This window comes from Candidatus Bathyarchaeota archaeon (genome assembly GCA_025059045.1).
In the GTDB taxonomy this organism is placed as follows: Archaea; Thermoproteota; Bathyarchaeia; order Bathyarchaeales; family DTEX01; genus JANXEA01.
In genome coordinates this window covers 71,541-92,959 of sequence record JANXEA010000005.1, presented here as the reverse complement: position 1 = coordinate 92,959, position 21,419 = coordinate 71,541, and the positions used below count along the sequence as shown (strand labels likewise).

Here is a 21,419-nt window from a genome sequence, read left to right as displayed (position 1 = left end):
GGAGCCTATTCCAAGTGCTTGAAAATTTCAGTCAATAGAAATGCTCGACATAGAACCGCTGGAATGAAAATGGGGAACCTTTATATGTTTCCTAAAATTATTACCTTATTATGTGATTTATATGGGTGAACAAGTTAGGGTTCTTCAGAAAGGTAAAATCACAATCCCCGTGGAGATAAGGAGGAGACTGGCAATTAAAGAGGGTGACACTCTAACATTAGAGACAAGAGGAGGACACATAGTTCTACTCCCGCCAAAAACGGTGCCGAACCCAACCCGGGCCCTAAGCGGCCTCGCAAGAGGCATAGCGGCAACAGAGCCAGTTAAAGATGAAATCCGTAAGGCCGGAGCGAAACGCTGCGAGAAGAAGCTATTGAGGTCCCGGGAATGAGGTTCATCGACTCCAACGTTTTCCTCTACATCCTCATCGGGTCACCTCAAGCGTCATTCGAGACCGCTAGAAACATCCTCCAAAGGATTGAAGAAGGCGAAGAAGCAGTCACAAGTACAGCCATCATCCAAGAAGTAGCAGACTGGCTAGAATACAACGGGCGCAGACAAGAACTCAAAGCCTTCATCACCGCGGTAAACTCCTATATCTCTCTCCAGAAGGTCACCGCATCCTGGGAAGACATGATCTCAGCCATAGACTACACAGACACATATGGCATAGACTACATAGACGCCCTCACGATTCAATTGATGAAAAAGCACAACGTCAACGAAATATACTCAAACGACAAAGACTTCGACAAAGTGGAATGGATAAAACGCGTCTGGAAATGATCGAGGGAAGATATGCTTTCGCATCACATGGGCTCTTAGCAAAAGTGGTTCTAGTATAATAAAAACTGCACCGTAACAAGAAAACACACCACAAAGCCTGAAAACAGATTATTTACAGTCATGCTTTGAAAAACCTAGGAGTGGGTATCATCTATTGGTTAGGGTTTCTGCCAATAGATATGTTAACCAGAGAATCTCAGAAATGAAGAAGACAGAATCCCACATGAATAGGCTTCGTGAAAAGCTGCGGGGCAGCTAGGTGAAAGATATTAAGGATAGCCGCCAAAATTGTGAGAGGTGAAATAAAACATCAAAGAGTAAACGGAAAAATGAGGGGGATAACCCTAAACCAGAGGAGAGGCTGGCTTCAAGTGGCAAGGCAGACAGCGGAAACAATCCGAACCATAACAACAAACATAAACGAAAAAGAGGTAAAAGACAAAATGGAGGAACTTGAAAAACTCCTAAAAGAAGTCACGGATGAAAATACCTAAGATACTACCTGTCAAAATTAGAAAAGGCTCCAGGGGCATATAGAGAAACAAAGTGGCATAAAGCAGATTGCAAAGTGGAAATATATGCTAAGTTAGGTGTACAGAAATGAATTACAAGATCACCCTAACAGTTAAGAAAGTGCGAGGCCACCGCCCATTATACAAGCTGGGCGACAAAATAATATTAGAAAAATTTTACATAAACTCCAAGATTCAGAGAAACTCTGCCTATACGTCATAACAGCAATGTCAACTCGCCTATCAGTCTTCATGCACGGGATACCTGCCACACAACTGGCATGGGAAAAGAAGATGACGTCGGTCATGTCCAATCTCCAGATCCGGGACCGCCAAGAACAAAAGGCGGAACAGTAACATTCGAGATGAGGAGAGAGCCAATAGAAGAATATTGATCGAAATAATCTTTTCATTTTTGATTTAGATCTTCTATATCAAGGCTCTTTTTATTCATATACTTGCATCATCGTTAACAAAAATTGTAATGAACGAGTGAAAAACTTCTGTCCCTGAAAAACTGAATCAAGACTTTCTTCTTCGACAGTTGAGCAACAAAGTGGATGAAAATCTTTAAAGGGTCTGAGTGTGAATCGATAAGCCAAGCGTGGACATATACAAAATTATGTAGAGGTAAAAGGTTGAGACTAAAGATAGGGCATGCTGACTTAGGTATAAAGCATATTCTTGAAATAGCACAATATCTTCTAACTGCGCTATATCTTCTAATCAGTTGGGTAATCGCCACGCTTAAAATCACCTATATCTAAAGAATAGACCTAACAACTTTCAGCATACTAATCTCACTTCTAACAACTTTCACAATATGGCTACTCATTGGAGATGAGGCCAGAAAATGGCGTACTCTAAAAATAGAAATCCATCAAGGGCGTTTACTCTATTACTCGCTTTCCTTAATCCCCATACTCGTCGGTCTATTATGGCTTCTCGATATTAGCAAGTACCTGGCATATGGATCCGCAGCTTTTCAGAGATGGGAATCCATGCCGATCATAGACATAATTGCAGCAAACATAATCTATTACTACCTACTCTACGCCCCACCATACATTATCGACAAGGCAATCTTCAAGAGTAGCCTAGCAACATCCGAAAAGATCGTCTTCTATCCGCTTATAAGCATGGCGATCCTAGATTTCATGGGATTTCTACTACCACCATACCGAGATATTGAAAACCTGAAATTCGTTGCACTATTCATACTCAGCCTACTCCTCATAGCTAACCAAAGAAGAGAGATCCAAACTCAACATTTATCCTGAACATAAACCTAACCGAGACAATTGGAATAACCCTCATTCTTTTCTTCAGAATATTTATCTTCGTATCCGCGTTAGGAGACGGCATTTTCGTTAAAGGGGACATGGCAGCTCATGCTATATTCGTAGCTGAAATAAACAGGTATGGAGTGATGGGCTACACATCCACATATCCGATATTCTATCATTCCTCATGGTCTGCTATAAGCAAGCTTCTTCCATTCCCTTACTGCAATACCTTGGTTTTAATATCCTTCTTTAACCACATATTCACAACACTATCATTCTATCTCTTGGCAAAAAGCTTATTCAACCATCAACCTAGAAGCCTATTTTCAACTTTCGCACTTATAATTCCATCAGGTTTTTCATGGCTCTACTTACTAACAGAACCAATCATCCAACATCCACTAGCGATAAACCCCCACAAATATTATAATGAGAATCATGAATAAATTTGGATTCTATTCAGGAGAAACCGTCTCACCAATATACGCGGACATCCATGCATTGGGAAGACTATGGTCCCTCGGACTAAGCTTCACATGCATCTCAGCACTAATATCTTCTCGTCCCAGAAGCAGAAACTTGAATACCTATCTAGTTGCATTCACATTAGGTTTCATACAAATAGCTTCCGGACACATACCTGAGCTCCTATTAATAGGTTTCTCATTATTCGCTGCCATACTATTATTCGAATATGACACAAAAAGGCTGGCAACGTCAGTTGCATTCTCAACATTGTTAAGTCTGCTTATAATTGTATCCTTTCCTTTTATAAAAGAATCCTTAATCCTCCTTTTTTCCAGCAGCTTCACTGATTTCCGCCTTCCTCATTAAAAAAATATTAAATTTCCATCAAAAACTAAAACCAAAAAATATTCAATTTATCCTAAAAATAGCAATATTGGCCCTAATTTACTACTGTGGCATTTCGCTCATATCATTCAAAAATTTCTACAACACTGTCAACATTAATCCCCCAATTTTCACTCTCTGGTATTCGCCGCCGATACAATGGGGGATTCCAGGCGCAATCTTCCTAATAGCCATGGCAAAGTGTATAGTGTTGGACGAAGTGCTGGAACCCAGCCTAGCATTTAATCTCTTTATGTGCACACTACTGGCAGCATTCATTATAATTCTGAACATAGTTAACCTGTATTATTTCATCTACGAACCATTTCCGTTCATGCCAATCTTTTTCCTCCCATTCTTCGCTCTAGCTTCAGCGCACATTTTAGGAAATGGGGATACGCCGGAACGTTTGAACAGAGACAAGAAACCCGCAAGGCACATGTTTATTGTACTTGCTGTAACAATCCTTTTCGTAGGAGGCTCGCTATCCCATTCGATCTCGGCAACTTACTGGAACATAAGCAGTTGGTGGACAGAGGAGTCTACTATATCATCCTGCCCCACCGAAGAAGAAGTGCGAATACTAAATCTACTATATGGCCTAACAGCAAGAATGCTTCGTGAAGAAGCCTGCTATATCCCTAAGAATGAACCCTTCCCAAACAGTAACCATACCATATATCAATTATTGGCTCACCTGGTGACGCCAATAAGATATCTAATCGGTCTAAGCGGAATTACGTTTACATTCTCAGGACTGGCTATAAGCGGCCTTTACCATGCATGTAGCATAGAAGAGATCTTCCTAATTAAGGAGCAATTTTCCCGTATAAGATTTCTGCTAGTGGATAAGGAGACCAACAGCCTCATTACCCAGCTGTTAGGTGAAGAATATCTGCTGCTCAAAGGCGAAAAGTACAATCTCTACGAACTGCCACGACAGTCCACAGCCTCACCAAATGAAGGAATACTTGTAGAAAAGATCAGCTTCAGAGGTAACCTGTCAATAATGCCGGAGAACCTCGTATTAAGAGATACTGCAGGGGAGTTAGTCCCGCTAGATTGGGGAAGAGCAGAGATACGCCTACAAGATGGAAGAAGCATCGAAATATCGTCTTCCAGTCTCATCTTCGAAGTAGACATAACCCTACTTAATATACGTGCCACGCAAACCTACTTTCGAGAAACATGGGGTCTCGCCCAAAGAATGGGCTTTCATGGCAATATGTCAATGACCATTATTGGCAGCTTTAACAATACCCGGCTCTATCTTACCAAGATACAACTTAGCGGCACCTACACAGTTGGTCCTGAACCGCCAGTCAAAACGTCTATGACAAACCGGATCCGCAACTATTTAGAGACAAATGACATACCCATTTGTTCAACGCTAAAAAATCCAATATCAATATTATGGACAGTATTGTTCTTCCTCACAATTCTCCTCCAACATATTGTAAAGCGAAGACAAAAATTTAATAAACTTCAAAACACGACCTTACGCCATGCGCACTAGCATCTCCCAATTCGATCGGTCTTTAGCCTAAAGAATAGATTGAGCGGCAATATTTTTTGGGAAAAGCTAAGTTTAAATGCATCAGCTATAGACCAGATAAGAAGGGATTGTAATGTTCGAGAAGATTGCAAAATTATATGGCGAAGGCGACCTAGCCAAGCTCTTCATAGAATCCCTATGCAGCAAGCTCTCCACATACTCAAGGATGGACGTTATCGTCGCGGGAGCCGGGCCTGCAGGGCTCTCAGCCGCCTGGCATCTCTCAGAGAAGGGCTATAGAGTTCTAGTCTTAGAGAGGATGCTTGGGGTGGGCGGTGGTATCCGCGGCGGCGCAATGCTTCTCCCACTCGTCCTTGTGGAGGATGGAGAGGCCGCTGAGATCCTGAGGAAAGCAGCCGTTAAGCTAAATCGAATAGGGGAGGGCCTCTACTCAGCGGACCCAACTGAGGCGATGGTTAAGGTCGCGTCGAAGGCGATTGAGGCTGGCGCCTCCATATGGCCCGGCGTGACAGTCGAAGACCTGATAATTAGGAGGCTCGGTGAAAAGAATGTCAGGGTCAGGGGGGTTGTAATAAACTTTGCGCCGATAATTGAGGCCGGATGGCATGTTGACCCACTCTTCCTAGAATCGGGAGCCGTGATAGACGCAACCGGACACGAGACTGAGGTTGTGAAGATACTGGCGAGGAGATGCCCATTCCTCGGGCTTCAAGTCCCGGGAATGTCCTCCCTCGACGTCTGGAGGGGGGAAGAAGAGGTTGTCAATCGTACAGGTAAGGTTGTTGACGGGCTATATGTAGCAGGGATGAGCGTATCCGAGCTATACAACCTCCATAGGATGGGTCCCGTCGTCGGCGGCATGCTGGTCTCAGGAAAAAAAGCCGCTGAAATAGTCTCCAAAGAACTATCTCGATCTTAAACCTGCTATGTAGGGTTCTTCTTCAAGTATTTATCTAGAACTATGAACACGCAGTATGGGCCGCACATGTTGCAGGATCTGAGTTCAGCGCCAAACTGTCTATAAACCCTTTCAGCCTCTTCTGAGTCCATGCTTAACTCGAAGATCCTCTTCCAATCCAATCTCGCCCGCGCGATGCTCATGTCATAATCGAGCCTACGGGCCTTCTCACCCAACTTAACAATGTCGCCAGCGTGGGCAGCGATCTTCGAAGCGATAAGCCCAGTCTTAACCTGTTCTGGGTTGGGTAGGCTGAGATGCTCCGATGATGTCAAGTAGCATATAAGATCCGCACCCTCCGCCGCCGCAATCGCGGATCCAATGGCCGCCGCTATATGGTCATATCCGACCGCCACATCAGTTACGAGCGGACCGAGAACATAATATGGAGCCCCCCTCGTCAAAGACTTCATAAGCCTAACATCCGATGCTATCCTATCGATAGGCATATGTCCGGGCCCCTCAATCATGGCTTGGACGCCGCCCTCACGGGCTCTCTCCAAAAGCCTAGCGTTACTCACAAGCTCCGAGATCTGCAATGCATCCTGAGAATCGGAAAGTGCACCGGGTCTTAAAGCGTCCCCGAGGCTGATGACCGCATCATACTCTGCGAACATCTCGAGGAGAAGGTCCCAATTCTTATAGTATGGGTTCTCCTCTCCTCTCTCAAGCATCCAGGCTGCAAGCATGGCTCCCCCCCGACTAACAGTCGGTGCGACACGCCCAGACTTCGCCATTGCCTCCGCCAAATCACGAGTCAATCCCGCATGTATAGTCATGAAATCAACCCCATCTTTAAGGTGGCGCTCTACAACCTTCAAGAAGAAATCCTCATCGGGAAGGCCGCCGAACTTCCTTATCCCGTCAATCCAAACCTGATAGGTGGGGACGGTTCCAAATGGCAAAGGCTCAGAAGCCTCCATCAATACCCTTCTAGCCTCGTCGAGATCTCCGCCCGTGCTTAAATCCATAATCGTGTCGGAGCCAAATTTCACGGCTATTCCCGCCTTAGCCCTCTCCATTTCAAGATCGAGAACAGTTGCACTCGTCCCAATATTCACATTCACCTTCGTTGAGAGACCTTCACCAACCCCGATAAGATTAACTCTCCCAGACCTGCGAAAGTTTCGAGGGATTATCACTCTACCCTCAGCAAGTCTCATCCTAAGCTTGTCCGCTTCTAACCCCTCTTTTTTTGCCACTGCCTCAACTTCTTCTGGTATTGAACCCGATCTTGCTTCAAGCATAATCGTCTTTGTCACTTTTTGGCACCAGCAAAGGCTAAGAACATACATCATATTTAAGGGTAATTAAATGCTTCCCTCATGCTAGCTGCTTAGGCGAGAAGGACAGCCCCACTCGGCTCATATTCCCCCCTAATTTGGAAACCTGTCAAATATGCTATTTTTCTGGCGAATTCCTGCACATCAGCCATAAAGGGCATGGCGTTCTTTGGGAGCCTCTTCTGACTCTGCCCAACCCACTCATAAGCCTTAACCTCTACAAAGTGAGGTTCAGCCTTCCTTACGATCTCTGCAAACTCCTCGTAGTAACCCGTATTCCACCCCTTAATCACAGTTAACCTCAAAACTCTTCGCGTCTCCAAGCTTGGAAGTAACTCCAAAGTTCTGTTTAATCGCTCCCAAGCGTCCTTAACCATCGGTCTAACTATCCGCTTATACAACTTCTTATTAGGCGCCGAGATGCTAACATATAGCTGGAAGGGGAGCGGGTTCATGTCCTCTAAAGCCTCAGGCACCGTCCCATTCGTCACAAGAAATGTTATCATACCCCGTTTAGCAGCCTCCTCTATCATCTCCGAGATCCGCGGGTAAAGGGTAGGCTCGCCAGTCAGACTCATCGTCACCATCGTAGGCTTCAACGCCTCCTCAAACTTTCTCCTATCAACTCGAGGATTTCCCTTCCAGCCGATAAGCAGAAGCCTCCTCTTCTCTATCGCATCTTCCATAATATGTGAGGGCTCATCCAGCTCATCTACACCAAGCCGCAGCCCCTTCCCATTAACACCCACCCTATCACCATAATGGAGACGCCAGCAATAGATGCAGTGGCAGTTGCAGCCAAGATAGGGGGTCATCATCATACATCTGTGGCTCTCAACAGGGGGGTACCACAACTCCTTATAGCAGACCCTATTATTCCTAAGACTCTCCTTCGTCCACTGGCAGATCTTAACCGCGCTGTGACCATATTTCCCAACAAGCCTATAGCCCTGCCTAACATAGATTTTGCGAATATCCGTGAATTGCCTGAATTGCGGGCTGGCCTTCAATATCCCACCATAGCAATACCAAAAAGAAACCCTCAAAAAATATAAATTATACTTTGCTTCCAGATCTAAAGACCCCGCCGCATAAGCGGCATCTAAGTCATGATACTAACCCGTGAATGGAGGTAGGGACAAACGCCAGCAATCGTCGAGGTCAAGGATGTTAAGAAGAGCTACCGCATGGGCAAGGTTTCGGTTCCCGCATTAAGAGGCGTAAGCTTCGATATAAGGAAGGGAGAGTTCTTAACGATTTTCGGACCCTCGGGAAGCGGAAAATCAACGTTGCTTCACCTGATAGGAGGATTAGACCGGCCGGACGAGGGGGAAATCCTGATTAACGGCGTCAATATTCTCAGCCTCAGCGACAACGAACTCGCAGATCTCCGCCTACGCAAAATAGGCTTCGTATTCCAATTCTTCAATCTGCTGCCTAGGCTTACCGCATTGAGGAATGTTGAGTTGCCTCTGTCTCTAGCCGATGTCCCTGAAGATGAAGCGCTTGAGAAGGCGAAGGAGATGCTGAAGATAGTTGGTCTAGAAGCCCGCCTGAGCCATAAGCCGACAGAGCTGAGCGGCGGCGAGCAGCAGCGTGTAGCCATAGCCAGAGCCCTGATAAATGACCCTGAAATAGTTTTGGCAGACGAGCCGACTGGAAACCTGGACACGAAAACCGGCTGGGAAATTGTTCAGCTGATGAAGAGGTTAAATGAAGAGAAGGGACAGACCTTCGTCGTCGTCACCCATGACCCAAACATAGCCGAGATCGCCACGAGAATAATATACTTGAAAGACGGGCTGATCGAGGGTATAAAGGAGACCCTGGGAGGATGAAAGGGTGAGAGCAAGCCAAATCATCGCTATCGCATGGGAGAATATGAAACAGAGGAAGCTTAGATCATCGCTCACAACGATGGGCGTTGTGATAGGAATAGCTGCCATAATAAGCCTGGCAACCCTGGGCGAGGGTTTCAGGGCCGAGATAAGAAGCCGGATGCTAACAGGCTTCGAACTGGATAACCTAACAGTCATACCTGGAAGCCTTTTCGCAGGCCTTTCAAGAGAAAGATTCTATGACCTCGACCTCCAGAAAATATCAAAAATCTCAGGGGTCAAGATTGCCACCTCAGTGATGCAGGTCGGTAATGTAACATTGATTAACAGCCGCGGTGAAACCGTCAAGGCCTTCGTAGCGGTTGGAGTGAACTTCACAGAGTTCATCCAAGTCTTCCCAGACAGATTCGTCTTTGAGACTGGCAGCCTCCCCGCGGAAGACAGAAATGATACTGTGATTCTAGGATATAAGGTCAACCATCCGACTGAGGACTCTGATAAGCCATTCGCCGTCGCAGGCGACACAATAACGATAACGCTTGGAAGAATGAGAGAAGCGGCGCCCCCCATACCCATACGTTACGAGACATTAAGCATTAACTTCACGGTTGCTGGAACATTGCAGAGGAGAGGAACGCCTGGAATAACGAACTTCGATTACTGGATCTTCCTTCCACTTAAGACAACACGGAGGATCTTTGAGACTGAGCAATCAGACCTCATATTCGTGAAGGTTAATGATCCTGAGGAATCTGAAAGAATCGCCGACGAGATTGAAAGCCTCTTCCCGCCATTTAAGATCACAATCCTAGTACCACTAACATTCATAAGACAGGTTGATAACATTCTACATCTCGTTCAACTATTCTTGCTGGCCATAGCATCTATCTCGCTGCTCGTAGCCGGAATAGGAATAATGAACATTATGACAGTCTCAGTTATGGAAAGAACCCGCGAAATCGGTATCCTAAAAGCTATCGGAGCCAAAAGCCGGACGGTGCTCGCAATGTTCCTAAGCGAGGCTATACTTATCGGCATAATTGGTGGCTTTATCGGCATATTCGCAGGCTACGGATTCTCCTACATCCTATCATATGTCGTCTCAAGCCTTGTCCAACCGCAACGCGGAGGAACGATCGTCCAGGCTCCAGAGACCCATACAATGATGATTAAACCTGCTTTCTCGCTTGAATGGGCTATAATCGCCTTTATCTTCGGAATAATAGTCTGCATAGTCTTCGGCTTATACCCCGCAAGAAAAGCTGCCAAGTTAAACCCGGTTGAAGCTCTACGCTACGAATAGTTTCACCAAATATGCCAGATCATATCAGACATTAATAACGTAAATCCACTCACACTCGCATATAACATGAGTCTACCTGAGGATTCTTACTCATCAACCTGAAACAGATGGCATAAAATGTCGTATAACTCTTTCCCACCCTCAATCCTCTCAAAAGTCTCTCTTTCAGATTCAAGAATCTGCCTCGCCGTTCTATAGGTCCTCCTCCACTCAACCTCCTTCCACAGAATCTTAAAATTCTTGAACTCGATCCACGCGCGGAAGATCAGTACCATAAACATTGCCACTGTCAGAATAAGGTTCAGCAAATATATCTCAAGGATCTCCAACTTTTGACACCTCCCAAAATAGCTTATAACGGTTACTTCTATGGCTGATTATATAAAAGTATTACGAATCGCTGTTAAAAAGAGACTCATTTATTAACCGTGATTCTGACAGGCAAAGGCCAATAGAAGGTGTGGCGCCGGGTGTGGGATTTGAACCCACGCGGCCCCGAAGGACCACAGACTTAGCAGGCCTGCCCCATACCAGGCTAGGGGAACCCGGCTATCTTCTGAGATTTTTATACTGTAAAAATTCAGTGCCTCCAGAGGATTAAAAAGTTTCCTATCTACATTTATATTAATGCAAGAGACATACATTTCTTCTGCGGCGGAATCCTTGAGGATATCGCAGGTTTTATTGCTGAATTTTAGCCTATAAAATTTTTCAGAAACGTTTATTGAATGGTCTTGAATATATTATTAGTCTGGAGCAATATGCTCCTCTGGCCATATAGTAACAGCATTTGATCTCGAAAGGATAGAATTGTTGATGGGAGTCCAATCTGTCAGGATTGCGTTTCTCCTCCTAGCGTCTCTCATATTTCTTGCTGGATACTCTTCTGAAAGTTTCTCCGGCGACTTCGTCTTTAGAGAAAAATCAGTTATTCTTAGAGGCGATATTTTGGCTGTCTATTTTAAGCCAGTTCTATCGAATCTTGAGGTTAGTTGTTTCCCAGTTGAGGGCGAGGCTGCTTTCGACATCAGGTTTATCACCAATTATACCGATGTGATGTTTGGTTCAGCTACCGTCGTCTTAGTACAGCCTGAGGCTGGGGCCATTTATAATATCTCCCTAAGTTTCACGTCTGACAAGCCTTGGGAGTATCTGATCGGCGTATATACGACGAGTTTATCATTCTATTATGAGAACTATGGGAGGCTGGTTGAAACATACGGATATTTTGTGAGGTTACGTCCTCCATACACATTGCCCGCAGGCAACATTACCATAAACATTCTGCTGACTGCCCACGCAGCATCTCCACAGCCCATCGGCTTCTCATTCAGGCTTCCGGCTCCGGCAAACTTCGCCATTATCCTTACATCCTACTTTATACTCGCTTACATCAACAGCTTTGTTTTCCTAGATACCTATTTCAAGAATAAAAGGGAGAGTGTGTCCAGTCGGAGGTGGATCCTAGCCGGCGGCGTCCTATTGATAAGCGTGATTTTAGCGTACTGGCTTCTCAACGCCTTGGCATTGACGCCGCAGGGAGGTGTTTAGAATGGAAGAGGGAGAATTCTTAGATCAATGGTGGTATGGGAGGCCTAAACTCCGAAAACTCTTCTCCCCCCTACTTTACTTCTCCTCATGGCAGTATAGGCTTTGGAGGTTTCTCCGAAAGCCGCCTGAGAAGCGCATGAAAGAGGCCGAGAAACATGCCAAGAGGATTAGAAAACGGATAGACTTTCCAAACGTGAGAAAGGAGGATATAGTGGGTGGAGAGGAGAACCTGAACAAGGTCCTTCTCAGCGCGCACTACCACATCTTCAGAGACCCTGACGTTAGAAGGATGTGTCCAGTGCCCCCTCCAAAAGTCTTCATACTCAAAGGGGGCTCTGGAAGCGGAAAGACGTTCTTCGCCGAGGCTTGCCAGAGAGAGATATTCGAAGAGGGACTTAAGTACGGCCTACTCATTCATTACGCATCCTTAAAGCCTGAAAACGTTTACACAATGTGGTATGGAAGAAGCGCCCAGCAGCTTGGCGCCTTCTTTCAAGAAGCTTTCCAAAAGCCAAGCGTGGTTTTAATCGACGAGTTCCAAGCATTTGGAAGCAGGTTCTCCTCTGTGACCGAGGTAGGGATGGAGGAGAAGAGAGTCCAGACAGTCTTCCTTGAGAAGATAGATCAGCTCCAGAATAAAAACTATCGTTGCATAGTTCTCATCTGCACAAGCGAGTATGAAGCTATCACCGAGACTCTGCGTAGAAGAGGGGTCGTCGGCACAATAGACTTGGACGCAGGGATAAATCGGGTGATGCTTCTCGAGATAGCCAAAAGGCAGGTTGAGAAATACCATATTAGACTTAAACCATCCGAGGTCATTGAGGTGCTTGAAGAATCACTTAGAGCGGTGGGAAATACGCGACTAACCCCCGCAGACGTCGTAAACGCCTTCCAAATAGTGATGACTGAGAAGTCCCGGCCTCTGCAGAGGCGTATAATCGAACGCGTTGGAATCGGGAAACCGAGAAAGGTTGATGTAGGAGGCCTCGTCACCCTTAACGATTTTAGAGCAGCAGCTAAAGGATTAAAGGCTTATACGTCTCAGGAGAAGACGGAAGCCGCGAAGAGAGCGGTTAACCGGATAGCGCCTAGAGAGCGGTACAGCGACGTTGGCGGCCTGCATGGAATAAAGGAGGAGGTCATCAAAGAGATATCGCTGGCTTTGGATCCGGATCTAGCTGTTAGGGCCGGTTATCATCCGCCAAAAGGTTTTCTATTTTGTGGTCCACCCGGCACGGGGAAGACGCTTCTGGCAAAAGCGATTGCAGGCGAGAATGATGTCTGGTTCTACAATATAGACGGTCCATCGATACTCCAGGGAAAGTACGGAGACCCTGAGAAGACTATTAGGGACATATTTGAAGATGCGCGTAAGAATGCGCCTGCCATAATCTTCTTCGATGAGATAGACTCGATTGCTCCGAAGAGGGGAATGCATGACCCTGTCGTCGACCGTGTTGTCTCACAACTTCTGACAGAGATAGATGGCTTCACACCTCTAACTAATGTCGTCGTAATTGGAGCCACGAACAGGGCTGAGATACTTGACGCCGCACTGCTTGAAAGGTTCACGCGTAGGTTTGACTTCACCTACCCAAAGAATAGGGCTGAGAAGATGGAGGTCCTTCAAGTTCATCTACGCCGATATAGGGACGCGCTGGAGGAGGGGATAACGACCGAAGATGTTCTAAAAATCTTCGAGAAGAGAGTTTTAAGCCCGAGGAAGATAGCTGATGCCGTTGATGATGCGAACAGACTTCGGGCGAAGGAGATAGAAGCGTGCAGAAAGCTGCTCCAAGCAAAGGCATTCGGTGAGGAGAAGGAAAAGGAGGTTAGAGAGCTCTTCAAAGCGGACCTTGAAAGGCTCTGCGAAAACCTTGGGATTTCGGATAATAGCCCAGAATTCATGAAAGTTCTGCAGGAAATAAATCCGTCGAATTATCCCTTATCACTCTTCCACTTTGAGAAGGCGTTGCAGAGAACCTTCGATGAAAGCGTTGAGGAGGCGCAGAGGATGGTTCAACAGACTGTTAGAATTGAGAAGCCTGAGGTTGGCAAGAGTTACGGGCTCATGGCATTAGGAGATCAAGGTGAACTCGGTGGGCTGGTGGGCGTCACGGAGGTCGTAGTTAACCCAAAAGGATCTGGAAAGGTTCAGGTGATTGGAAGCGAGGCTGGTGAAAGCATTCTAGCCAGCGCCCAAGATGCATTCATATGTATTAACTCTATTTCGGACTGGAAATTCAAGGATTATGACGTCTACGTCGAGTTGGTCACGCCTGCTAAGGGAATGGAGAAACAGGCTTTCGGTCCGGTCGTAACGAGAGCCCCTGTCTCAGGCCCATCGGCAGGACTATCAATAGCTGTAGCAATGCTCTCAGCATTTTTAGGCGTCGAAGTTGACCCCACGGTGGTTATGACGGGGGCCATAACGGCCAGGGGAGAAGTGTGGCCTGTCGGCGGCCTCGACTATCGGGGGATGGGAAAGATTGAGGCAACATTGTCTGATAGGTTCGCGCGGAAGCTGCTCATACCCAGATACAATTACGAAAACTTAGCTAGATTCGATACGGAGATGATGCTTTTTGAGAGGGGAATAAAGATAGTCCCTGTCCAAACTTTCCTAGAAGCGGCGGCAGAGGCGCTGATAGGCTTCTCCAGCCCTGAAGAAATACTTAGAACCTTAAAGAAAGAAGCTTAGGAAGCTGGTTAAGCTTAACCTCTAGATTGGCAATAGTTGGATGTGATTAGGTTTTGCACTTTAAACATGTCGACGCCCTACCAATTGGCTGTGAATAAATTCTTCTGCAATTGAGGAAGCACGGCACTTGTTACAGTCACTTTCAGATAACCAAAATTGATTAAGAGTTACATTTGTGAGATAAGAGTTGAAATGGAATGGAAATCGGGCAATAAGGTGCTCTAAGAAGATCTTGGTTTACTAGACCCAGCGCCAAACCCTTCTTCCATAGAATACTTCTGGCAGTATGAGTAGCCCAGAGAGTGATGCGAGTATCGTTATCGTCCATTCGAACGGGTCATCTAGCCAGACTGTGCCGAATAGTCCCAAGAACGGCACTAGAATCGTAGCCGCAGCTGATACTATGCAAGCAATAACTAGGAACTTGTTTGTTAATGGATTAAGTCTGAAGGCTCCGCGTTTTTCAGACCTACAGTTCCAAACGACGAATATCTCCTGCAGTGTTGCACGGATAAAGGCCATGGTTCTGGCTTGCGCTAACTTCAATTGTCCCTCAAGCGTGGTTAAATCTGTTGAGCCAGGAAGCATGTAGAACTGCCAATAGAATAGTCCGCCTGTCAAAATGAACTGAAGGGTAAATGTAACTATTATAGAGAGCAGCCTACCTTGGAGTATTCCTTCATTTGGGTTTCGTGGAGGTCTCTCCATCAAATCCTCCGAAGGCGGGTCCACTGTCAATGCTAAAGCAGGTCCGCCATCAGTCACTAAGTTTAGCCATAGAATCATTCCTGCAGTTAACGGTATTTCCAAACCCAGTAGAGCGAAGGTTCCTATCAGGAATAGCTCATCAAAGTTGCATCTCATAAGGAAGAAGGCGAACTTTCTAATATTATCGTATATTCCGCGTCCACCCTCTATGGCCTTTACTATCGTTGCAAAGTTGTCGTCCGCTAAAACCATGTCAGCCGCCTCCTTAGTAACGTCCGTGCCAGTTATGCCCATAGCTATTCCTATATCCGCCTGCTTAAGTGCGGGTGCATCATTAACGCCGTCGCCTGTCATGGCCACTATGTGTCCCTTTTTCTTTAAGGCTCTGACTATTCGCAGTTTGTGCTCCGGCGATACGCGAGCGTAAACCTTGACGTTCTCAACTATTCCCTCAAACTCATTATCATTCATCCTTTCGAGTTCCTCACCAGTCAATGCTATGTCCCCGTCCCTCATGATTCCAATCTCTTTTGCTATTGCCATAGCGGTTAGCTTATGGTCCCCAGTGATCATAACCGTCTTTATTCCAGCCTTTTGGCACATTTGATTGGCTATTTTTGCCTCTTCTCGCGGTGGGTCAATCATTCCAAGCAGCCCGATGAAGGCTAGATTGCTTTCAACTCTCTCAGCGGCTTCCTTATCCCTCAATCTTTCTGGGGCTAATCCCGTTGTCTCTTTATATGCAACCCCCAGAACTCTTAATGCCTCGTTTGCCATCTGCTCATTAATCGAAAGTATCTCTTTTCTTTCTCTTTCACTAAGCCTCCTTATTTTTCCATTCTTCAATATGTGTGTGCAATGCCGTAGGACGATTTCTGGGGCTCCCTTCATGAATGCAAAGAGTTTTCCATCTGCAGACTTATGTACCGTCGTCATCCTTTTTCTTTCAGAAGTGAATGGAACCTCGTATATGCGTGGATAAATATTCTCCAGCTCTTGCTTCCATAGCCCTGCCTTTGCAGCGGCGACTATCAATGCTCCTTCCGTCGAATCACCAAAAAGATTTTTGCCATCATATTGCGCGTTTGTGCATAATGTCGCGCCAATTAGGAGAAGACTTAGGTCTGAATCATTCTTCACGTCTACTTTCTCATCTTTATACAAGAATTCTCCTTTGGGTTCGTAACCAACCCCCGAGACTTCGATCATCTTATCGTTAACATATATCTTGCGTACTGTCATCTCGCCCTTAGTTAATGTGCCCGTCTTGTCGGAGCATATGACCGTCACGGACCCCAGGGTCTCAGCTGATGATAATCTCCTAATTATCGCGTTTCTCTTGGCCAGGTCTCTTGCACCCAAGGCTAAACACACTGTTACCACGGCTGGTAAGCCTTCGGGGACAGCTGAAACTGCAAGGGCGATTGCCGTGAAGAATGCACTGAGTATGTCACCTCTCCCATGGACATAGATGTCTATTATCTCAAGGATGAAAACAATTATGCAGATTGCGACAACTATAACCGCGATCTTCTTGGCAAATCTTTCGAGCTTAGCCTTTAATGGCGTCTGCTCTTCGCCAATCTCTTGAACAAGTTCAGCTATTTTTCCAAACTCCGTCTTCATTCCAGTTGACGTTACAATTGCTTTACCGCGTCCATAGAGGACATATGTTGCCATAAAGACCATGTTACGCCTGTCGCTTACTGGAGTGTCCTCTGCAAGCACCTCTAACTGCTTCTCGACAGGGGTAGATTCACCTGTCAAAGGAGCTTCGTTAGTTTTTAGTTCTATTGCATCTATGAGACGTGCGTCAGCGGCCACACGGTCTCCGGTCTCAAGCACTAATATGTCGCCTGGAACAACCTCCTCGGCCGGTATGATAATATTTTTTCCATCTCTAATGACTGTAGCTTTAGGCGCAGTTAGTTTACGCATGGCTTCAATAGCCTTTTCTGAGCGATATTCTTGAACGAAGCCGATAACAGCATTTAGAATTACTATCGCTCCAATGGTTAGAGCATCGGTATACTCCTCTATACCTCCTTCAGTTTTGGTAAGAGCTATGAATATAGATATGATGACCGCGGCTATAAGCATGATGACAAATATGTCCTTAAACTGGTTTAGAAATATTTTGAGGGGGCTTACACCGCCTCTTGATATAAGAGTATTCGGTCCATACTCCAGTAATCTCCTCCTGGCTTCCTCGCCACTAAGCCCATTATGTGATGTCTTAAGGGCCTCAAACACTTCATCCTCCTTCATTGCATGCCACATCTTACCTTCCATGGCAGGCTTACCCCGCTAAACTGGAGATGCGGAAAATATCAAGATAAAGCATTATTAGGATTTTTATGATTTCCCCTTGACTCAAGTTTTCTTTTTGAGGCTTTCTCCAATATTATGGAAATGTTGAACTTTGCTGCATGGTTTTCCTCTAGCTTTTGAGGCGGCATATATTAATCCACATTTGGTATTAGGAGAAGTTAAACTGCCAATAGGAGTATTAGTGGCGCGAAAACCTCGGCGACTAGGGACATAACCGTGATCATAGTGTTAAGTGATGGGCCAGCCGTATCTTTGAATGGGTCGCCTACAGTGTCCCCTGTGACAGCTGCCTTATGCGCTTCTGACCCCTTGCCGCCATAAGCCCCACCTTCAATGAACTTCTTTGCATTATCCCATAGTCCGCCGGAATTGGCCATGAAGAGTGCGAAGATTATGCCTGTAACGATACTTCCGGCGAGAAAGCCTGCAAGCGCCTCTTTGCCAAGGAATGTTATAGTTAATATTGGAACAATTATCGCTAGCAGGCATGGCAGTATGAGCTCTTTTATTGCGCCTTTGGTGGCGATATCAACGCACTTAGCATAGTCTGGTTTTGCCTTACCCTCCATTAGTCCAGGTATCTCTTTGAATTGGCGTCTAACCTCATGAACCATCCTCTCAGCATTTCTGCCAACAGCCAGTATAAGGAGCGCTGAGAGAAGTGGTGGCATCATCCCCCCAAGGAAGACGCCGACAATGACTTCGGGTCTCATTAGATCTAACGTTTCTATCTCGACGAGATGCGCGTAGGCCGCGAACAGTGCAAGCACGGTTAACGCAGCTGCACCGATCGCAAAACCCTTCGTGATGGCCTTAGTTGTGTTTCCAGCAGCGTCCAGTCTGTCTGCAATTTCAATAACCTCTTCGCCTAAGCCGGACTGTTCAGCTATTCCCTTCGCATTGTCTGATACCGGACCATACGCGTCAGCAGATATCGTCATCCCCACTGTTGCAAGCATCCCAACAGCTGAAATGGCTATTCCATAATATGGGCTTACACCGAACGCATCTGAGAGGTGCCATGCAGCCAACGTTGCGGCACAAATCCCGATTATAGGCGGTATTATGCTGACGATTCCATATGAGAAGCCTGTAAGAATGTTTATTGCAGCTCCTGTAGTTGAAGCCCTAGCAACCTTTTGCGCTGGCGGTCTATCAATCGATGTGAAGTAATCGGATGTTATTCCAATCGTGACTCCAGCAGCTAAGCCAGCGACTGTAGGGAGGAAAACGCCGAGCCGCCTATTCCAATCCGGCCCTGAAACATATGTGACCGCGAAAAGGAGAAAGGCGAAGAGCAGCCAAGTGAAGAATGAGCCTCTGTTAAGCGCTGCGCCGGGGTTTACCTTAACGCCAAATTTGACTATGAGTGCGCCTATGATCGACGCAAAAAGTCCGACGGCGGCTATGAGGAGAGGCAGAATTGTTAATGTTTTTTCGCCTATTTCAGACCCGATGATCATGGCGGCTACGATACTCGCAATGTAAGAATCCACTAAGTCAGCGCCCATTCCAGCAACATCCCCAACATTATCCCCCACGTTATCCGCGATTACGGCGGGATTGCGGGGATCGTCTTCAGGGATGCCAAGTTCAACCTTACCAACTAAGTCAGCGCTTATGTCGGCGGTCTTTGTGTAGATCCCCCCTCCAGCCTTTGCAAAAAGAGCCAACGCACTGGCTCCAAAGCTGAAGCCCAACACTATATTCGCCGCATCCGCATCGCTCCAGCCCAAGACAGTATTGAAGATGTAGAAGAGAGCGCTTATACCCAGAAGTGCTAAGCCGACCACGAAGAGTCCCATTACAGCACCGCCGTAGAATGCTACTGGAAAAGCCTTCTTTAATCCCTGCTTCGCCGCATATGCTGTCCTAACATTAGCCTCCACTGCCGCCATCATTCCAATATAGGCGGCAGCGGTTGTACATATTGATCCCAAGAGGTATGCGGAAGCCATGCTTATCGCGGGGATCAAGCCTCTCGCCGCTGAAAGTGCACCTAAAATGGTCGCCATAATCAAGACGAAAACTGTTAATGTCTGATTTTGTCTTTTTAGATATGCCTTGGCCCCCTCTTTAATCGCATTTGCTATTTCTCGCATCTTCTCGGTTCCGCTATCTTGGCTAAGAACATAACGGTAAAGGTATGTTGCTAAGGTTACTGAAGCCAAGCCGGCGGCTGGCGCAATAAAGAACCATCCCATTAAGTTTCGCCTCAGCTACTCCGTCTTTAATGTAGACTGTCAAGAATCTTCAATCTTATAAACTTAATCTATACGCATAGATTTTCCTTGACCATGCTTACCCCTCATTTGGCAAAAAAGGGGAAAAAGAGCGGCGGAATCCGCGTGGGCTTGGCCTTATTTTTCTTTTCGTTCATAAGGATTACTTCTTTTTCACGTATTCGCGGACCTTCTTGCCGCAGCATTCATACATTCTGACGTGGACTTTTGGACTTAGATCCCACTCCTTCACTGGTTTAGATATCTCTCTCCCACATTCCGGGCATTTCATGTCTATCACGCCTCAACGGTGAATCGGATGTTATTTTCTAGGCTTTTATGCTTTGTTATCATACCCGTATTATGCTTTGTTATTTTGTGCTTTGGGCAAAGATTATGGAAAACACTTAAATATTGTATTTTTGTTTGTCATGTCTTGGGGGCTGAGGCAGATATGAACACATTGAAACTTAAAGCATCGATGGTTCTAAGCTTAGCCCTCATTATAGGTTTCTCCACATTATTCCTTACCATAATTCTGTCGTTGCTGGGTGCCGACCTCATCACTTTAGGGCTTTTCGTAGTTTTCATCAACGTATTTCAGTGGCTTATTGGACCGTATATTATCGAGGCCATGTATCGAGTAAAGAAGGTCTCAAGAAGTGAGGAGCCTGAGCTATATGAAATGGTTGAGAAGGCAAGCCTAAGAAGCGGAATAAAGCCTCCTCAGATCATGCTTGCGCAGATCCCACTGCCGAATGCATTCGCATATGGGTCCCCACTGACTGGGAATAGGATTGCGGTGACAACGGGTCTCTTGAACACTCTTGATATGGATGAGGTTGAAGCGGTCATCGGTCATGAGATAGGTCACCTGAAGCATCGCGACGTTCAAGTCATGATGTTTGTTTCAATTTTGCCCGCTCTATTCTACTATGTTGGATATTCGTTGATGTGGTCATCTATGTATTATGGCGGAAGGAACAGCAGGGAGAGGGGAAACGGGAGTCTGCTTGCGCTCATAGGCTTCGCAAGCATCGCGCTCTACTGGGTCTTAACATTATTCACATTCTGGTTCAGCCGTCTTAGAGAGTACTATGCTGATAGACACAGTGCCTCTGTTGTAGATGGGGGAGCGCAGAAGCTTTCTGAGGCGCTTGCAAAGATCGTCTACTCGACAGAGAGAATTAAGATGCATTACGGAGGTACATATAACCTCGGCAGCCTCAGCTCCTTCAAGGCGCTATTCATTTCTGACCCTGACAGCTCAGGTAAAGACCTTCACATGCTGTCTAGGATGGGGTTTGGAAAAAGCGATAGGGAACTAGTGGCCTACTACTTGAACCGTGGAGTGACCGTTGCCGAGAAGATCGCTGAACTCTTCTCAACTCATCCAAATATTGTGGAGAGACTTAAAGCCCTCCAAGAGATGGCGTGAAGGACTGCGTTTCAACTTTATTGAATTAGAATCTCTGGCTATTGTTCTCCTAGGTTTTCTTTTTCTTGTATTACAAGAAGATTTTATTTTTGACAAAATTATTCCACAACCTTTTTAACGGCTCCTCCTGT

General features: G+C 46.0%; 20 protein-coding genes and 1 tRNA gene. 13 read left to right on the top strand and 8 right to left on the bottom strand.

The features are described from left to right. The first annotated feature begins 121 nt into the window (after window positions 1–121). The 8 genes from NZ952_01185 to NZ952_01150 all read left to right on the top strand — a co-directional run bounded on the left by NZ952_01185 (window position 122) and on the right by NZ952_01150 (window position 5,871). A complete protein-coding gene (locus NZ952_01185) occupies window positions 122–391 on the top strand; it encodes an AbrB/MazE/SpoVT family DNA-binding domain-containing protein (GenBank protein ID MCS7119811.1) in 270 nt (89 codons plus the stop codon). Then, on the top strand, window positions 388–786 hold the full coding sequence (locus NZ952_01180) for a type II toxin-antitoxin system VapC family toxin (protein ID MCS7119810.1): 399 nt from the start codon (window positions 388–390) through the stop codon (window positions 784–786). Before NZ952_01185 ends, NZ952_01180 begins: the two co-directional genes overlap by 4 nt. Before the next feature lie 290 nt (window positions 787–1,076). Then, the gene (locus tag NZ952_01175; protein MCS7119809.1) at window positions 1,077–1,280 is read left to right on the top strand and encodes a hypothetical protein; all 204 of its coding nucleotides are present in this window, start codon (window positions 1,077–1,079) and stop codon (window positions 1,278–1,280) included. Between the two features lie 1,019 nt (window positions 1,281–2,299). After that, window positions 2,300–2,578, top strand: coding sequence for a hypothetical protein (locus NZ952_01170; GenBank protein ID MCS7119808.1), 279 nt, complete (start codon window positions 2,300–2,302; stop codon window positions 2,576–2,578). Between the two features lie 101 nt (window positions 2,579–2,679). Beyond that, window positions 2,680–3,030 (top strand): hypothetical protein, encoded by a 351-nt coding sequence (locus NZ952_01165; protein ID MCS7119807.1) that lies wholly within the window; start codon window positions 2,680–2,682, stop codon window positions 3,028–3,030. Then, complete coding sequence (locus tag NZ952_01160) at window positions 3,023–3,418, top strand: hypothetical protein (GenBank protein MCS7119806.1); 396 nt, start codon at window positions 3,023–3,025, stop codon at window positions 3,416–3,418. Before NZ952_01165 ends, NZ952_01160 begins: the two co-directional genes overlap by 8 nt. A 67-nt stretch (window positions 3,419–3,485) precedes the next feature. Continuing rightward, window positions 3,486–4,952, top strand: a complete 1,467-nt coding sequence (locus NZ952_01155; protein MCS7119805.1) for a hypothetical protein — start codon at window positions 3,486–3,488, stop codon at window positions 4,950–4,952. A gap of 112 nt (window positions 4,953–5,064) precedes the next feature. Continuing rightward, window positions 5,065–5,871: a sulfide-dependent adenosine diphosphate thiazole synthase gene (locus tag NZ952_01150; protein ID MCS7119804.1), complete on the top strand. Its 807-nt coding sequence runs from the start codon at window positions 5,065–5,067 to the stop codon at window positions 5,869–5,871. 5 nt (window positions 5,872–5,876) lie between these two features. On the opposite strand, the gene thiC is transcribed toward NZ952_01150, so the two are convergent. Both thiC and twy1 read right to left on the bottom strand, forming a co-directional pair. Continuing rightward, window positions 5,877–7,157, bottom strand: coding sequence for a phosphomethylpyrimidine synthase ThiC (thiC, locus tag NZ952_01145; GenBank protein ID MCS7119803.1), 1,281 nt, complete (start codon window positions 7,155–7,157; stop codon window positions 5,877–5,879). Window positions 7,158–7,246: 89 nt separating this feature from the next. Further along, window positions 7,247–8,203: a 4-demethylwyosine synthase TYW1 gene (gene twy1 / locus NZ952_01140; GenBank protein ID MCS7119802.1), complete on the bottom strand. Its 957-nt coding sequence runs from the start codon at window positions 8,201–8,203 to the stop codon at window positions 7,247–7,249. A gap of 141 nt (window positions 8,204–8,344) precedes the next feature. Between twy1 and NZ952_01135 the strand changes: the two genes are divergently transcribed. Together NZ952_01135 and NZ952_01130 are read left to right on the top strand one after the other, a co-directional pair. Continuing rightward, window positions 8,345–9,031 carry an ABC transporter ATP-binding protein gene (locus tag NZ952_01135; protein ID MCS7119801.1) on the top strand — a complete coding sequence of 229 codons (687 nt, stop codon included), beginning with the start codon at window positions 8,345–8,347 and terminating at the stop codon, window positions 9,029–9,031. Between the two features lie 4 nt (window positions 9,032–9,035). After that, window positions 9,036–10,334: an ABC transporter permease gene (locus NZ952_01130; GenBank protein ID MCS7119800.1), complete on the top strand. Its 1,299-nt coding sequence runs from the start codon at window positions 9,036–9,038 to the stop codon at window positions 10,332–10,334. Window positions 10,335–10,420: 86 nt separating this feature from the next. Here NZ952_01130 and NZ952_01125 read toward each other — a convergent pair whose 3' ends face one another. After that, the gene (locus NZ952_01125; GenBank protein ID MCS7119799.1) at window positions 10,421–10,663 is read right to left on the bottom strand and encodes a hypothetical protein; all 243 of its coding nucleotides are present in this window, start codon (window positions 10,661–10,663) and stop codon (window positions 10,421–10,423) included. 132 nt (window positions 10,664–10,795) lie between these two features. Continuing rightward, window positions 10,796–10,884: transfer RNA gene (locus tag NZ952_01120), tRNA-Ser, on the bottom strand. A gap of 266 nt (window positions 10,885–11,150) precedes the next feature. Between NZ952_01120 and NZ952_01115 the strand changes: the two genes are divergently transcribed. Then, window positions 11,151–11,885 carry a hypothetical protein gene (locus tag NZ952_01115; GenBank protein MCS7119798.1) on the top strand — a complete coding sequence of 245 codons (735 nt, stop codon included), beginning with the start codon at window positions 11,151–11,153 and terminating at the stop codon, window positions 11,883–11,885. Between the two features lies 1 nt (window position 11,886). After that, on the top strand, window positions 11,887–14,589 hold the full coding sequence (locus NZ952_01110; GenBank protein MCS7119797.1) for an AAA family ATPase: 2,703 nt from the start codon (window positions 11,887–11,889) through the stop codon (window positions 14,587–14,589). Window positions 14,590–14,829: 240 nt separating this feature from the next. Here the strand turns inward: NZ952_01110 and NZ952_01105 are convergent, their stop codons facing one another. The 4 genes from NZ952_01105 to NZ952_01090 form a co-directional block, all read right to left on the bottom strand. After that, window positions 14,830–17,589, bottom strand: coding sequence for a cation-translocating P-type ATPase (locus NZ952_01105; protein MCS7119796.1), 2,760 nt, complete (start codon window positions 17,587–17,589; stop codon window positions 14,830–14,832). Between the two features lie 38 nt (window positions 17,590–17,627). Continuing rightward, window positions 17,628–17,756: a hypothetical protein gene (locus NZ952_01100; protein ID MCS7119795.1), complete on the bottom strand. Its 129-nt coding sequence runs from the start codon at window positions 17,754–17,756 to the stop codon at window positions 17,628–17,630. 30 nt (window positions 17,757–17,786) lie between these two features. Then, window positions 17,787–19,832 carry a sodium-translocating pyrophosphatase gene (locus NZ952_01095; GenBank protein ID MCS7119794.1) on the bottom strand — a complete coding sequence of 682 codons (2,046 nt, stop codon included), beginning with the start codon at window positions 19,830–19,832 and terminating at the stop codon, window positions 17,787–17,789. 181 nt (window positions 19,833–20,013) lie between these two features. After that, window positions 20,014–20,142 (bottom strand): hypothetical protein, encoded by a 129-nt coding sequence (locus NZ952_01090; GenBank protein MCS7119793.1) that lies wholly within the window; start codon window positions 20,140–20,142, stop codon window positions 20,014–20,016. 162 nt (window positions 20,143–20,304) lie between these two features. Between NZ952_01090 and NZ952_01085 the strand changes: the two genes are divergently transcribed. Further along, the gene (locus tag NZ952_01085) at window positions 20,305–21,288 is read left to right on the top strand and encodes a zinc metalloprotease HtpX (protein MCS7119792.1); all 984 of its coding nucleotides are present in this window, start codon (window positions 20,305–20,307) and stop codon (window positions 21,286–21,288) included. The last annotated feature ends 131 nt before the right edge of the window (window positions 21,289–21,419 follow it).